Source organism: Bacillus sp. UNC437CL72CviS29 (assembly GCF_000482345.1).
Lineage (GTDB): Bacteria > Bacillota > Bacilli > Bacillales > Bacillaceae_G > Bacillus_A > Bacillus_A arachidis.
This window is the reverse complement of sequence record NZ_AXVB01000031.1, coordinates 1-13,809: the sequence shown is the minus strand read 5'-3', so window position 1 is coordinate 13,809 and position 13,809 is coordinate 1. Positions and strand designations below refer to the sequence as shown.

Below are 13,809 nucleotides of genomic sequence, written 5' to 3'. Positions count from 1 at the left end.
GCACATAATGGTTATATAGATTGCAAGAATGCAAGTAGTGTGATCTAGCAAAGTGTTTCGAGAAATGCTATGGATTTCCGCCTCCATCTTAAAATGAATCAGGAAATTCTCAAAAAAATGGGTATTCAACCTAATGAAATTAAATGCTACAAAAACAAAAAAGTTGAACTTAATTAACGCAAATAAATTTGGTGAGAAAAATTTCGTTTTGGGGGTAATTCAACATCTTAGCTTGATGGAGATGGGCGGCACCCTTATATGCAAAAACAGAGGGGTGATATGCATCCCCCTCTTGTGTCCAACTAATATTATTCATGCTCTTCCATCATTTTCTCAAACGCAGCAGATACTTTTTCAAATTCCTCATCACTCTCAATGTATGAGAATTCACTATCTTCTTCTACTTTTAAAAAGAAGATATCAATGTCTTCCTCTGTTTCCGTTTCAATGTCTTCTACAAAGCCAACAGCAATGTATTCTGCTCCTTCGACATTCATTGTTCCGAGCACTTCAACTTCCTGCTCCTCATTACTCTCATCGCTAAGGGTGAAAATTTCGCCTACTTCAATTTCAGACATATTCATTCTCCTCCTGTTACACTCTAAAAAATAGAATGTTCAAATCGTATACTTACTAGTATATCTTTCCATAAAATATCAAATTAATGCGCAAAGTACAACAATTTCTTGCTGCTTCAGCATAAGAAGTAAACTAAAAAGATATCATCTGTGAATATGAATGAATACATTTTGGGTTCTCGTCATATGCCCATGAACTTTAGAAATGGGTTGCGCCAAAAACGAAAAAAATGAGTCGAATTCTCATAAATAACTGTAAAATAATAAATTTTTCGTTTTGGGGACATTTCAAATTCTTGAGATTAAAAGTGCATTACTGTTCTCTTATGTTAATGAGAAAGGGTGTCGTGCTTTTTATGAATAGGCATAAAAACAAGGGTTATCTGTATTTACCGAAGCGTTATATAGATGTATGTCTCACGCTACACTTAATTAATTCGCTATAGAAGTAGGCGGAATGAAACGGAAATGTAAATGCTAGGAGCCCATTTTTTATCTGTATGTTTACGGTTAAATTTTCATTAAACTGAAAACATTTTATTCTAGAACTGAAAGGGATTTAATGGGGGTAACCCGAATAGTATAATTTCGGATGTTTGTACTCTATGATTGGTAGTTTTAACTTTTGCATAGAAAGGTGAACACAATGTGTAATCTTACAACGGTTCAAAACATATTTGGTTCCTCCAAAAAAGTATTAAATGGGTTACCAAATGCAGTAACAATTGAAGAAATTGAAGAAGATGCGCTGTATGATCTTCAAAATTATAAAGAGAAGATAAAAAGATTTGTAGAGGTTTGCTCAAGTTGGAAGGTAAAAAGAGCGAGTGTTTTACTAGATAAAAGTTTTAACAGTTATACTCCGAGTGCAAAAATATTACGTGAATTTGGTTTTCAGCTTTATGCAGCAAAAATAGAAGTGTTTCGCAAACTTTCGTGTATCGTAGTTCCAGAGAAACAGTATAATTTTCGCTCTATAGATGAAGGGACATTGTCTGAAGAAGAATTTAAATCACTTTGGGAGCGATGTATGCTAGGGTCAGATAATAAATCATCCATTCTTAATATCAATGAACATTTTTACGCTATACAAGCAGAATTAGGCCAGGGTTGGGAAAAATCATGTATTGCCTTTTATGATAAGGAGCAACCGATTGGAATATCTATTCCTCATATTGAACCTGGTACGAAGGAGGAAGGACGATTATTTTATTTCGGATTATTGCCAGAGGAACGTGGAAAAGGACTTAGTGCTCATATTCATCTTCAATCTTTACGTTTGTTAAAGCAAAGGGGAGCTACCTATTATATAGGAAGTACCCATATGACAAATGAAAAAATGCAAAAGGTTTTTTTGAAAAACGGATGCTCTATAAAGGCAGAAACGGAATTGTATTGCAAAACTTTTAAATAGGTTTAGGGGCTGAGAGGATAAAAAAAGTTCGGTATATGACCGAACTTTTTTTATCTGTTTACTACTTCAATAAAAGATGTATTCCCATTTTGCCTCATAACGGAATGGAAATTGTTATTTTCTAACGTTTCAGCAACTTGTTTCAATTGCCTTACATCATCGTGATGAATCAGTAGGCTGTCCGCGCCACTTTCTTCAATATGAATATGTTCAACCTTACCGATAGCTTGATTTACGGCTTGTAAAAAATCGTGTTTCATATATAAAACCTCCTATTATACGGGTGTTTTTATAGCATTCCCTTATTTATAAAAATTAAAAGAGAATACAAGTAAGGTTCATTTTATATAACCTCCAATTTGTAGCAGGTTTTTGTTGTGTGAAAATAAAATATGTATTAGGAAGAAGGATATGTAAAAGGAGAATGTCTTTTACTTGGATATATTGCTGTAAACCATGGTGAAAACCCGAATTGGAATGCCAATGATCCATAGCCTAAGGTAGGATATCAACCGTTGTACCGGATGGATATTACAGAAGTGTATGATTTTAGCGGTGAGTACGAATCGAGTAGTATGGTATTTGTGAAACCAAATGAGATTACATTATATTATCCAAAGTGGAATGAAATTTGTATAGAGATATTAGTTGCAGCATTATCGGTGTCGGAGAAATGAGGATTGCTTTTTTATAATATAAAAATTAAAGGAGTTTCCTTATATTTGTCAAATAATAATAACGTTGTCTTATTTATAGGAATTTCAAATACATTTGCAGAGTGGGAATAGGAAAAGTGGATATTTCAGAAATTATTGAACAATTAATTGTTAATGAAGTCATTGATCATTATCCAAAAGGGTGCAAGAGATTAACCGGCGGTACTACAAGTAGACTGTACCTTATAGAAGGAAATGAGCCGTGCGTTGTTAAGTTGAATGAACCGAAAGTAATTGGAGAAGAGGCTTATTTCCTTAAATTTTATGAAGACAAAAGTGTATTTCCTAAGCTTTTGTATGTAGATTCACTCAATAGATATATGGTCTATTCATTTATCCCTGGTTCCACAAGTTATGATGTTGAGAATAAAAAAGATATTCTTTTTACACTTGTACAGAAAGTGATTCATACATATAAACCAGCTATGAAAATGGATCAGTGGGGATGGAAAGAAGAACCGGTAGACTCTTGGCAGGTCTTTCTTTTAGAGAGGGTGATGGAAGCTAATGAAACTGTAAAATCCTATATAGCAGAAGAAGATTTTCATACTGTTCTTAAATTAGTACACAGTCCAAATAGAACGAGATATAGTAATCAACCATATTTATTACATGGGGATTGTGGATTTCATAATTTTATATTTAATGAGCATAGACTATATGGTGTGATTGACCCTCTGCCAGTTTTGGGAGATCCAATATATGATTTCATTTATGCATTTTGTTCGACGCCGGAAGATCTAACGAAGGAAACAATAGGCGAGGTAGTAGAAAAGAGTGTATTTCATAATAGAACGAGAAAAGTTTTATATGAAGAAGTTGTAATCGCTTTATATTGCAGATTAGACACTTGTATGAGACATCATCCTGAAGATTTAGAAGCTTATTTACAAGCTTGGCGTTATTGGATGGATCAAATTCATTAACAATGAAAGATTGATAGATAAAAAAATAAATAGGGACAGGAGAATTTTTATGAAGAATTTTGTGTGTACAACGTGCGGCGTGCAATATGCAGCGAGTACAGAAGAACCAGTGAATTGTATGATTTGTAATGAGGAGAGGCAGTATGTGAATCCGAAAGGGCAATCTTGGACAACACTTGATGATTTACAAGCGAGCCATACATATCAAAATGAAATCATTGAAGAAGAAACAGGATTATATAGCATGACAACGAAACCAGAATTTGCGATTGGTCAAACAACTTATTTGGTAAAAACAGAATCGTATAATTTGTTATGGGACTGTATTACATACTTCGATGAAAATACGATTGAGAAGGTGAAAGAATTAGGGGGATTAGATGCAATTGCGTTATCCCATCCGCACTATTATTCTACTCAAGTAGAATGGGCGGAAAGATTCGATGTACCAATCTATATTCATGAAGATGATAAACAGTGGGTCATGCGTCCAAGTAAACATATTGTTTTTTGGTCAGGAGAATCATTGCAATTATCTCATGAACTCACTGTGCATCGTCTAGGCGGACATTTTAAAGGTGGTTCTGTTTTACACTGGTCACAGGGGAATGAAGGGAAAGGGATTTTATTAACAGGGGACATTATTCAAGTTGTAGCGGATCAAGAGTGGGTGAGCTTTATGTATAGCTATCCCAATTTAATTCCGTTACCAGTAAATAAAGTTGAAGAAATGGCCAAAAGGGTAAAGTCACTTCCTTTTAATCGTTTATACAACGCTTTTCACAGGGTAGTAAAAGAGAATGCAAATGAAGCTGTAGAACGTTCGGCTCAGCGCTATATTTCAGCATTAGAAGGAAAATTATTTCATACATAAGAAGGGAAACGGAAATGAAAACATTAGTATGTTTTGGTGATAGTATTACAGACGGTGAAACATTCTGGAATGGCGAACCTAGATTAACACCGCGTTTACAAAGTCTGTTTCCTGAATGGAAAGTGGTAAATGCAGGGGTTTCTGGTGACAATACGTTTGACGCATTAAAACGAATAGAAGAGGATGTCTTATGTTACGAGCCAACATTTGTAACAGTCTTTTTTGGTGCGAATGATGCAGCATTTCATAAACAAGTATCACTACAAGAATATGAAGAAAATTTAATTACGATTGTGAAAAGAATTTCACCAGAAAAAGTGCTTCTCATAAGTCCAGCACCAGTGGATGAGGAAAGGCAGTACGCAAGAACAAATGAAGTATTATTACAGTATGCGGAAGTAGTAAGAGAAGTGGCAGAACAAACAGGAGTTCATTTTCTTAATCTACATTCTCACATGATTGAAGAATTAGATTATAAGAAATTCGTAGAAAATGAAGAGCGTGACGGCTTACATTTTAATGCTGTTGGTTATGAATATTTATCTGAGTTAATTGGAAGTGAATTGAAAGAGATTTTTAAATAAGTGTTCAAATGAAAAGCAAAGCTATGAGTAGCTTTGCTTTTATGATTTTCTTTTGGGTCTACGCACTAATTCACCACCACAGTTTGGACAAACATGATTTGTTTTTTCCGTGCACGGTGCACAAAATGTACATTCGTAAGTGCAAATATAAGCTTCCGAATCCGTTTGAAGTGAAGCATTGCAAGTTTGGCAGTTTGTTTTCATTTCTAATGTCATATGATTCCCTCCTGATTGTATGAATCTTTATAATTTAATGATAATATAGGTTGGAGAATATGTCCTTTTCATATGAAATTATATTTGGAAGTTAGCGTAGCGTTTGAAATGAAATATGATATTTGATTTACGAATTGATTATGTATTTAAAATGAAATAAGAGGTAGAACAACAGGGGGTACATGTTTTGTTAGAGAATAATAATTTTTTGGATGCAAAAACTGATGTGAGTTTTAATAGTTTACGAGCTGACTGTGAGAATTGCTTCAGTTTGTGCTGCGTTGCATTACCTTTCGCAGCTTCGGCAGATTTTGCAGTTAATAAGGATGCTGGTAAGCCTTGCTCTAATCTGCAATCAAATTTTCGTTGTAGCATTCATAAAAATCTAAGGCAGAGAGGTTTTAAAGGATGTACTGTATTTGAGTGTTTTGGTGCGGGACAAAAAGTTTCACAGGTTACTTTTGAGGGAGTTGACTGGAGGGGAGATTCAAAACATGCCAAGAAAATGTATGACGTTTTCCCAATTATGCACCAACTTCATGAGATGCTGTGGTATTTGAATGAGGCTTTAGCGTTAAAAGCGACACGTACGATTCATAAGGGAATTTTTGACGCAATTGCAGAGACGGAACGACTTTCTCAGCTTAGTCCAGAATTGCTGATGGATTTAAACATTCCATCACACCGAGCATATGTAAATGAACTTCTATTAAAGACAAGCGAATTAGTATGGACGGAGTCACGTTACAAGTATAAGAGTTCGAAAAAAAATAAAAGGATTAATCATCGAGGAGCAAACCTTATGGGGGCAAAGCTTAGAAAGGCAGATCTTAAGGGAGCAAATTTACGAGGAGCATACTTAATTGCAGCTGATCTTCGAGGAGCAGATTTAAGAATGGCTGACTTTATTGGTGCCGATTTACGAGACGCTGATCTTCGTGGGGCAGATCTTACTGAGAGTGTTTTTCTGACTCAAGTTCAGGTTAACGCAGCGAAAGGGGATGTCAACACGAAATTACCAAGATTGCTTTCTCGTCCGGCGCACTGGTCTGCTTGAGGAAAAGATAATATGTAAATGTTTCATAACAATTACCACTTAGGATAAACCTAGATTATTCATTTATCGTAATTTCTAATTGAGGGGTGTTAAATAGAGTGAATTTGAATTCTTGGGAATATAAAACCACAAATCATTATTTTGACTACTTAGATTTTCACGATTGCTGTGTTGAAGAAATAAAGGTTGAAAAAGATATGGCTATTTTTGAATTTGAATTTGTTTATATTTCCAAAATTCATCCTCTCAATCCTTATAAAGTTGCAAAGGCAACGGATAGATGCAAACTTACTTTTAAAGGTGTAACAATGATTAAACTCATTATCCATTTTGATGATGGAATTGATAAGGAAGTCCCAATAGTTGAATTGGAAGAAATGGAGTTTTTGACTTTTAGCCAAAGTTCAATTAGAAATAATTTTATTTTTGAAATGTTCGGCACTGATTGGAAAACAAAACAATTTTGCAGTATCAAACTTAAAGCAAACAACTTTACATTAGAATGGAATAGATTCACTGAGGATGCTTGGTATGTTTGACATTTGTAAATAAGGATTTAAAGAAGTGGATATAAAAACAGGCCCAATATACTTCTGATTATTGTCAACATCAATATTTAACAGTGTATAACAGAAATTAAAAACACAGGCTGGAGTATTATACAGCCTGTGTTTTTTGCTATTGTTAGCCCTTCTTTTCAAGTGTAGTAATCACTACACTAAATATAATCAGGGCACCACCAATAAAGAAGTTGCTGTTTAATGTTTCATTCAATAATAGCCACCCTAGTAATGAACCAACGATGGGCTGAAAAAAGAAAAATAATGAACCGATGCTGGCATCCATTAACTCAAGTCCTTTATTCCAAAGAAAAAAGGCACCTGCAGTGGAGATGATTCCTAAATATAGAATACCTAAAATGATTGTGGGATTTAAGTTTTCAATTGGACTTGATTGTAACTCCCAAATCATGCACGGTGTAATGAAAAATAACGAAAAGAATATTGCATACGTTGTAATGACCAAGGATGAAAAACGGCTAGAAGCAATTTTTACATAAATAGATAGTAAAGCCCATGTAATGGCAGCTCCAACTAAAATGATTGTGCCAATAAAATAAGAACCCATCTCTATATCCCATCCGATGACAATTGTGACGCCTATTGTAGCTAAGATGGTAGAGAGTATTCTACGTGCAGTTAGTTTTTCTTTCAAAATCAAAGCAGCAAATACAACCATAAATGCTGGAGTGGCTGATGTAACTAAAGAACCTGTGTGAGCATCTGATAATTTTGTTCCAACAAATTGGCATGTAATTGAAATAAAATAGCCAATGAAACCGATCCAAGCAAAAAGTAACCAGTCTCGTTTATGAATGAGGAGTTTCTTTTTATTTTTTCGTTCAATTATTTTCAAAATAATATATAGAACGAAAAAAGCGATGATAAAGCGAAGCCAAACAAGTGTAAGAGGGGGAACAAAGTCTAGTACATATTTACTGATAACGTACATACCACCCCAAATACTTGCTGCAAGTGATAAACATATGGCACCTAAAATTGTTTGTTTCATTGTGAAATACCTCCGTCTATTTGTAGGATCCTTACAAGTCCTAAGACGAGGCATATTTTTTATAAAAATATAAGCATGCCCGCCTTAGATTATAGACGGATTACAGGTTGATCATTTTCGAAAAGGTTGCTGTAGTACATAAGAATTTCTCCTCTCAATATTTTGAATTTGTTTATCGTAAATAAGTTTTATAATAAAATTATAACTTAATTTTCAGAATATGGGATAGGTAAAATGAAATATGTTGTGATTCAGTCTCACATTAGTAATTATCCAAAGTCAATTAGTTTAGAGAAGGGAGATCAAGTGCGAATTGGTCATTCATATTCAGAGCTAGAAAACTGTCACGTTTGACTGTACAGTTTATGTATTGTATGATGTTCTTAACATAAATGGGGAGGGAAAAATCGTTGGGAAGGTGTATCGAATCGGACAGTTGGCTCACTTGGCTCACGTATCGAAACGAACGATTGATTATTATACGAATCTAGGTATCTTAAAAGCGGAGCGATCTCAATCTAATTATCGCTATTACGATGAAACAGCATTTGAGACATTACAATTTATTGAGAAATGCAAGGAAATGCATATGCCGCTTTGTGAGATTAAAGAGAGGATCGAGGAGAGAAAGAAGCTGCTCGGTATCAATGAACACGTTTCGAAACAAGTGAATGAAGTGACAAACCATATCCATCAATTAGAAGCAGAACTAACACAGTTGAAACCTCTATTAGATGGGTTAACAGATTCACAACGTGAAAAAATATCGAAGTCTTTATCTGGTCAAACGACGACTTTAATACAAACATTGATACTATTTTTATAGTTGAAATTGGATCCGACTCTTTTAATTTCTGTATAGCGCTATGTTTTCTAAAGAAATAGAGAATCAGAAAACATTATAAGTATACAGGAGGTGAACACCTTAGTTTTTTTACTAAGGGGATTCATTGGGAATATTTAATTTAGTCATGGTTGCGATTTTAATCGCATTTACTGGATTTTTCGTAGCAGCAGAATTTGCGATTGTTAAGGTACGTTCAAGTCGTATAGATCAGCTTGTTGCGGAAGGAAAACGCGGTGCGTTAGCAGCAAAAAAGGTAACAACAAATTTAGATGAATATTTATCTGCTTGCCAGTTAGGAATTACAGTTACGGCAATGGGACTGGGTTGGTTAGGTGAACCGACAATAGAGAAGCTTTTGCGTCCGCTATTTGAGAAATGGAATATAACTCCTTCTATATCTCATGTATTAACTTTTGGTCTTGCTTTTATGATTATGACATATTTACATGTTGTGGTAGGTGAATTAGCACCAAAAACAATGGCAATTCAAAAGGCGGAAAGAGTAACTTTATTATTTGCTGGACCGCTCATGATGTTCTATAAAGTAATGTATCCTTTTATTTGGATGCTAAATAGTTCAGCACGTGTTATAACTGGTTTGTTCGGCTTGAAACCGGCTTCTGAACATGAAGTAGCCCATTCTGAAGAGGAATTACGATTAATTCTTTCAGAGAGCTATGAAAGTGGAGAAATTAATCAAGCAGAATATAAGTATGTAAATAATATCTTTGAATTTGATAACCGCATTGCGAAAGAGATTATGGTACCACGGACGGAAATTGTCGGTTTCTATCTCGAAGATTCAGTAGAAGAGCACATGAACATCATCCAAAGTGAACGATACACGCGTTATCCAATCTTTGGAGAAGATAAAGATGATATTATTGGTATGGTTAACGTAAAAGACTTCTTTATTCGATATATGAAAGGCGATACAAAAGATTTATCATCTATTCGTACGTATATGCGTCCGATTATTGAAGTTATGGAAACAACTCCAATTCACGATTTACTTCTGCAAATGCAGAAAAAGCGAATTCCAATGGCTGTTTTATATGATGAATACGGAGGCACGGCCGGAATTGTAACGCTTGAAGATATATTGGAGGAAATCGTCGGCGAAATTCGTGATGAATACGATGAAGATGAACACCCACCAATTCAACACATAAATGATCATCACAAAATTGTGGATGGAAAAGTGTTGATTACAGAAGTTAAAGATTTATTTGGTTTACACATCGAAGAAGAAGATGTGGATACAATTGGTGGATGGATTATGATGCAGAACCATGAAATTGAAGAAGGACAATGTGTCGAAGCAGAAGGATATGAGTTTAAAGTTCTTGAAAAAGATGCATATCAAATTAAACGCATTGAAATTCGAAAAATTGATCATCAACAAGAGAAAGCAGCAACTGTGTAGGTTGCTGCTTTTTTTTTACCTATTGCAAAACTTGAAACAAGGAGCGGATATTTTGATTGAAGTTGCGTTACGAGTATACAAACTACAGTTATATATGATTTTTAGTGGTTTACTACTTTTATGGACGATAACGCCTTTTTCAAAGCAAGTTACTGGCTTTGGGATCGGATTAGCAGTCAGCGCATACTGTCTTTGGTTGCTAGCAAGACGAGTTGAAAAGATTGGGAAAAGCATTGTATTAAAACAACGAGCGCCAGGATTAGGGATTTTAAATCGTTTTGCAGCTGCTATATTGGGTGCAATCATTATGTATGAAATTGAACATGAAATGGAAATGTGGGCATTTGGTACTGGCATTTTAGGCGGGCACTTTTTAATGATTGCGAATTTAGCCTATGCGAATATACAATTAGCTAAAGAAGAAGAGAAACGAAGAGGAAAAAATGAAAAGAATTTGAACTAAATGTAAAAAGACCGGCGTAAAGTCCTTTTTCTATCATATCTTTCGAGAGGACTCCCACCTCTAAACATATGAAGGTGAAGAAAAAACACGGAGAATAAAGTTTTACATTATTTTTCATGCGAAATCTTAAAGAATTTTATGAAAACCCATCGCTTTCTAAAGGTTATATATGTTATTATGACAAAAGACTTTTTGAAAGAGGTGGATGCAAATGTTACAAGCGCTACTTATTTTTGTACTTCAAATTATTTATGTTCCTGTTTTAACAATCCGGACGATTTTGCTTGTAAAGAATCAAACAAGATCCGCTGCTGGTGTTGGACTATTAGAAGGTGCAATCTATATTGTAAGTTTAGGGATTGTATTCCAAGATTTATCAAATTGGATGAATATTGTATCCTATGTCATTGGCTTTAGTGCCGGGCTTTTATTAGGTGGTTATATAGAAAATAAATTGGCAATTGGGTATATTACATACCAAGTTAGTTTACTAGACCGTTGCAATGAGTTAGTTGATGAGTTAAGACATTCAGGATTTGGTGTAACTGTATTTGAAGGGGAAGGGATAAATTCGATTCGTTACCGTTTAGATATTGTTGCAAAGCGTTCACGTGAGAAAGAGCTTTTAGAAATTATTAATCGAATCGCACCGAAGGCATTTATGTCTTCATATGAGATTCGTTCTTTCAAAGGTGGCTACTTAACAAAAGCTATGAAAAAAAGAGCATTAATGAAGAAGAAGGAGCACGCATCGTAAAGAAGGGAGAAGCGAAAAGCTTCTCCTTTTTATTGATGATATGGATATTTTTGAGAGAAAGTGACGTAGTATACATTGTAAATTAATTAATTTTTCCTTTTTAATCTCTATTAAGTGCGGGGAAACATATTATAAGTAACGGTAAAAAATTGGAGGGTTTCGGTTCACAGGTAAAGGCGAACCAAAGCCTTTATCTTAAGGTTTAGACATTGGTTATTTGGTGTTTTTAGGCCCTTGTGTACGAACTTCTTACTTGTTTACCGGATTAAATGGTTTATAATTATCAGATAATACTAGATATTTTAGTCGATTAATAGTTATAATAGAATATGATATGGCTATAATTGAGGCAGAAAAGATATGTTTCTAGGTTGGGGCCTAGGCGTGCGACATCTGAGAAGATGCGCCTACACTTTTTTGCTAATATAGGGGATGGAGAGATTATCATGAGCAACATGCAGCAGAAAACAGACGTTATCTTAATTGGTGCCGGAATCATGAGCGCGACTTTGGGATCATTATTGAAAGAGTTAGCACCTGAATGGGAAATCAAAGTGTTCGAGAAACTTACAAACGCAGGAGAAGAAAGTTCTAACGAATGGAATAATGCTGGGACGGGCCACGCTGCACTGTGTGAACTGAACTATACATCCGAAAAACCTGACGGATCTATAGATATTGGCAAAGCTATCAAAATTAATGAACAGTTTCAGCTTTCAAGACAGTTTTGGTCTTATCTTGTAAACAGTAATCTGATTCGTAATCCACAGGACTTTATTATGCCAATACCTCATATGAGTATGGTACAAGGGGAAACAAATGTAACGTTTTTGAAAAAACGTTTTGAAGCGCTTTCAAATAATCCGATGTTTCAAGGGATGGAATTTTCTGATGACCCTGAAAAACTGAAGGAGTGGATGCCGCTTATCATGGAAGGTCGTACATCGAATGAGTCAATAGCGGCAACAAAAATCGACTCTGGAACGGATGTCAACTTTGGGGCTTTAACACGTATGTTGTTTGACCACTTACAGAGTAAAAATGTCGAGATAAACTACAAGCATAGTGTTCAGGATATTAAACGTACTAGCGACGGATCCTGGGAAGTGAAAGTGCATGATATTGATAACGGTAAAATTGAATATCATACTGCAAAATTCGTCTTTATCGGTGGTGGGGGAGGAAGTCTACCTTTACTACAAAAAACCGGTATTCCTGAGTCAAAACATATTGGAGGTTTCCCGGTAAGCGGATTATTTATGGTATGTAACAATCCAGAAGTTGTAGAACAGCATCATGCAAAAGTATATGGTAAAGCTAAGGTTGGTGCTCCGCCAATGTCTGTTCCACATCTTGATACAAGATATATAGATAACAAGAAAACATTGCTGTTTGGGCCGTTTGCTGGCTTTTCACCAAAGTTTTTAAAAACTGGTTCGAATTTTGATTTGATAGGTTCCGTAAAACCAAATAATGTCCTCACTATGTTGGCGGCAGGTGTAAAAGAGATGGCATTAACGAAATATCTGATTCAGCAAGTTATGTTATCGAGTGAAAAGCGTATGGAAGAATTACGTGAGTTTATTCCAAATGCCAAAAGCGGGGATTGGGACATAGTGGTGGCAGGCCAACGTGTGCAAGTTATTAAAGATACTGATGCCGGTGGTAAAGGAACACTTCAATTTGGTACGGAAGTGGTTAGTGCTTCTGATGGCTCGGTAGCTGCATTGCTCGGTGCTTCTCCGGGTGCTTCTACTGCCGTTAACGTTATGCTCGAAGTATTAGAAAAGTGCTTCTCACAACATATGAACGGATGGGAATCGAAAATAAAAGAAATGATTCCTTCTTATGGTGTGTCACTAGTAGAAAACCCAGAGCTTTTCCAAGAAATTCATACTTCAACAGCAGAGGTGCTTGGTTTAAGCAAAAAAGAACTAGTTTATAGTTAATTCTTTGGATGTAAAAACAAAGATGTTTAAAGAGAATATAAGTAATTTGTAAACAAATATTTGATAAGAGTTAGTCTTAAAGATTGTATATTATAAAAAATGAAAGCCCCATGTATGAATAAAGTGAACCCCATTAATGGGACATGAAAAAAACACCTCCTTAATTCGCATACTAAATGCGAATTAAGTGGAGGTGTTTTTCATTTGAAGAAAAGAGTTCATTATCCAGAAGAAATAAAATGGAAAGTCGTTGAAATGAAAAAGGAAGGTTATTCTAACCGAACAATTATGGAAACATTGGGGGTTAAAAATGTAAGTCAAATTAAAAGATGGATGAACTGGTATCATACAGATCAGACTCATCGTTTCCAACAACCTGTAGGTAAACAGTATTCTTACGGAAAAGGACCCGGGGAGTTAAGTGAAATAG

Annotated in this window: 15 protein-coding genes and 2 pseudogenes; 13 read left to right on the top strand and 4 right to left on the bottom strand. The window is 35.1% G+C overall.

Annotation, left to right across the window (positions count from 1 at the left end; genetic code table 11):
* Window positions 1-308: 308 nt before the first annotated feature.
* Window positions 309-578 (bottom strand): DUF1292 domain-containing protein, encoded by a 270-nt coding sequence (locus M014_RS0119665; protein WP_026593224.1) that lies wholly within the window; start codon window positions 576-578, stop codon window positions 309-311.
* Between the two features lie 646 nt (window positions 579-1,224).
* Between M014_RS0119665 and M014_RS0119660 the strand changes: the two genes are divergently transcribed.
* Window positions 1,225-1,992 carry a GNAT family N-acetyltransferase gene (locus M014_RS0119660; protein WP_026593223.1) on the top strand — a complete coding sequence of 256 codons (768 nt, stop codon included), beginning with the start codon at window positions 1,225-1,227 and terminating at the stop codon, window positions 1,990-1,992.
* Window positions 1,993-2,042: 50 nt separating this feature from the next.
* On the opposite strand, the gene M014_RS0119655 is transcribed toward M014_RS0119660, so the two are convergent.
* A complete protein-coding gene (locus M014_RS0119655) occupies window positions 2,043-2,252 on the bottom strand; it encodes a hypothetical protein (protein ID WP_026593222.1) in 210 nt (69 codons plus the stop codon).
* 141 nt (window positions 2,253-2,393) lie between these two features.
* Between M014_RS0119655 and M014_RS30500 the strand changes: the two are divergent.
* The 4 genes and pseudogenes from M014_RS30500 to M014_RS0119635 all read left to right on the top strand — a co-directional run.
* A pseudogene (locus tag M014_RS30500) lies at window positions 2,394-2,669 on the top strand (NUDIX hydrolase); the annotation flags it as partial.
* A gap of 116 nt (window positions 2,670-2,785) precedes the next feature.
* The gene (locus M014_RS0119645) at window positions 2,786-3,634 is read left to right on the top strand and encodes an aminoglycoside phosphotransferase family protein (RefSeq protein ID WP_026593221.1); all 849 of its coding nucleotides are present in this window, start codon (window positions 2,786-2,788) and stop codon (window positions 3,632-3,634) included.
* 49 nt (window positions 3,635-3,683) lie between these two features.
* Complete coding sequence (locus tag M014_RS0119640; protein ID WP_026593220.1) at window positions 3,684-4,508, top strand: MBL fold metallo-hydrolase; 825 nt, start codon at window positions 3,684-3,686, stop codon at window positions 4,506-4,508.
* Between the two features lie 14 nt (window positions 4,509-4,522).
* On the top strand, window positions 4,523-5,092 hold the full coding sequence (locus tag M014_RS0119635) for an SGNH/GDSL hydrolase family protein (protein ID WP_026593219.1): 570 nt from the start codon (window positions 4,523-4,525) through the stop codon (window positions 5,090-5,092).
* Window positions 5,093-5,131: 39 nt separating this feature from the next.
* Here M014_RS0119635 and M014_RS0119630 read toward each other — a convergent pair whose 3' ends face one another.
* A complete protein-coding gene (locus tag M014_RS0119630; protein ID WP_026593218.1) occupies window positions 5,132-5,308 on the bottom strand; it encodes a DUF1272 domain-containing protein in 177 nt (58 codons plus the stop codon).
* Window positions 5,309-5,495: 187 nt separating this feature from the next.
* Here M014_RS0119630 and M014_RS0119625 point away from each other — a divergent pair, with 187 nt between their 5' ends.
* Both M014_RS0119625 and M014_RS0119620 read left to right on the top strand, forming a co-directional pair.
* On the top strand, window positions 5,496-6,365 hold the full coding sequence (locus M014_RS0119625; RefSeq protein ID WP_026593217.1) for a pentapeptide repeat-containing protein: 870 nt from the start codon (window positions 5,496-5,498) through the stop codon (window positions 6,363-6,365).
* Between the two features lie 98 nt (window positions 6,366-6,463).
* A complete protein-coding gene (locus M014_RS0119620) occupies window positions 6,464-6,904 on the top strand; it encodes a hypothetical protein (protein ID WP_026593216.1) in 441 nt (146 codons plus the stop codon).
* Between the two features lie 145 nt (window positions 6,905-7,049).
* On the opposite strand, the gene M014_RS0119615 is transcribed toward M014_RS0119620, so the two are convergent.
* Window positions 7,050-7,937 carry a DMT family transporter gene (locus M014_RS0119615; protein ID WP_026593215.1) on the bottom strand — a complete coding sequence of 296 codons (888 nt, stop codon included), beginning with the start codon at window positions 7,935-7,937 and terminating at the stop codon, window positions 7,050-7,052.
* A 418-nt stretch (window positions 7,938-8,355) separates the two neighbouring features.
* Here M014_RS0119615 and M014_RS0119610 point away from each other — a divergent pair, with 418 nt between their 5' ends.
* The 6 genes and pseudogenes from M014_RS0119610 to M014_RS0119585 all read left to right on the top strand — a co-directional run.
* A complete protein-coding gene (locus M014_RS0119610) occupies window positions 8,356-8,763 on the top strand; it encodes a MerR family transcriptional regulator (protein WP_026593214.1) in 408 nt (135 codons plus the stop codon).
* Between the two features lie 145 nt (window positions 8,764-8,908).
* On the top strand, window positions 8,909-10,210 hold the full coding sequence (locus tag M014_RS0119605; RefSeq protein WP_441296564.1) for a hemolysin family protein: 1,302 nt from the start codon (window positions 8,909-8,911) through the stop codon (window positions 10,208-10,210).
* Window positions 10,211-10,262: 52 nt separating this feature from the next.
* Window positions 10,263-10,673, top strand: coding sequence for an ATP synthase subunit I (locus M014_RS0119600; protein ID WP_026593212.1), 411 nt, complete (start codon window positions 10,263-10,265; stop codon window positions 10,671-10,673).
* A 211-nt stretch (window positions 10,674-10,884) separates the two neighbouring features.
* A complete protein-coding gene (locus M014_RS0119595) occupies window positions 10,885-11,430 on the top strand; it encodes a DUF2179 domain-containing protein (RefSeq protein ID WP_026593211.1) in 546 nt (181 codons plus the stop codon).
* A gap of 446 nt (window positions 11,431-11,876) precedes the next feature.
* Entirely contained in the window at window positions 11,877-13,379 is a 1,503-nt protein-coding gene (locus M014_RS0119590) for a malate:quinone oxidoreductase (protein ID WP_026593210.1), read from the top strand.
* Window positions 13,380-13,583: 204 nt separating this feature from the next.
* Window positions 13,584-13,809, top strand: a pseudogene (locus M014_RS0119585) (helix-turn-helix domain-containing protein); the annotation flags it as partial.

What these genes read in the sequence shown, in the direction of transcription:
- M014_RS0119665 (WP_026593224.1), bottom strand. Translation starts at nt 578, where the DNA reads ATGTCTGAAATTGAAGTAGGCGAAATTTTCACCCTTAGCGATGAGAGT.
- M014_RS0119660 (WP_026593223.1), top strand. Translation starts at nt 1,225, where the DNA reads ATGTGTAATCTTACAACGGTTCAAAACATATTTGGTTCCTCCAAAAAA.
- M014_RS0119655 (WP_026593222.1), bottom strand. Translation starts at nt 2,252, where the DNA reads ATGAAACACGATTTTTTACAAGCCGTAAATCAAGCTATCGGTAAGGTT.
- M014_RS0119640 (WP_026593220.1), top strand. Translation starts at nt 3,684, where the DNA reads ATGAAGAATTTTGTGTGTACAACGTGCGGCGTGCAATATGCAGCGAGT.
- M014_RS0119635 (WP_026593219.1), top strand. Translation starts at nt 4,523, where the DNA reads ATGAAAACATTAGTATGTTTTGGTGATAGTATTACAGACGGTGAAACA.
- M014_RS0119630 (WP_026593218.1), bottom strand. Translation starts at nt 5,308, where the DNA reads ATGACATTAGAAATGAAAACAAACTGCCAAACTTGCAATGCTTCACTT.
- M014_RS0119615 (WP_026593215.1), bottom strand. Translation starts at nt 7,937, where the DNA reads ATGAAACAAACAATTTTAGGTGCCATATGTTTATCACTTGCAGCAAGT.
- M014_RS0119605 (WP_441296564.1), top strand. Translation starts at nt 8,909, where the DNA reads ATGGTTGCGATTTTAATCGCATTTACTGGATTTTTCGTAGCAGCAGAA.
- M014_RS0119595 (WP_026593211.1), top strand. Translation starts at nt 10,885, where the DNA reads ATGTTACAAGCGCTACTTATTTTTGTACTTCAAATTATTTATGTTCCT.
- M014_RS0119590 (WP_026593210.1), top strand. Translation starts at nt 11,877, where the DNA reads ATGAGCAACATGCAGCAGAAAACAGACGTTATCTTAATTGGTGCCGGA.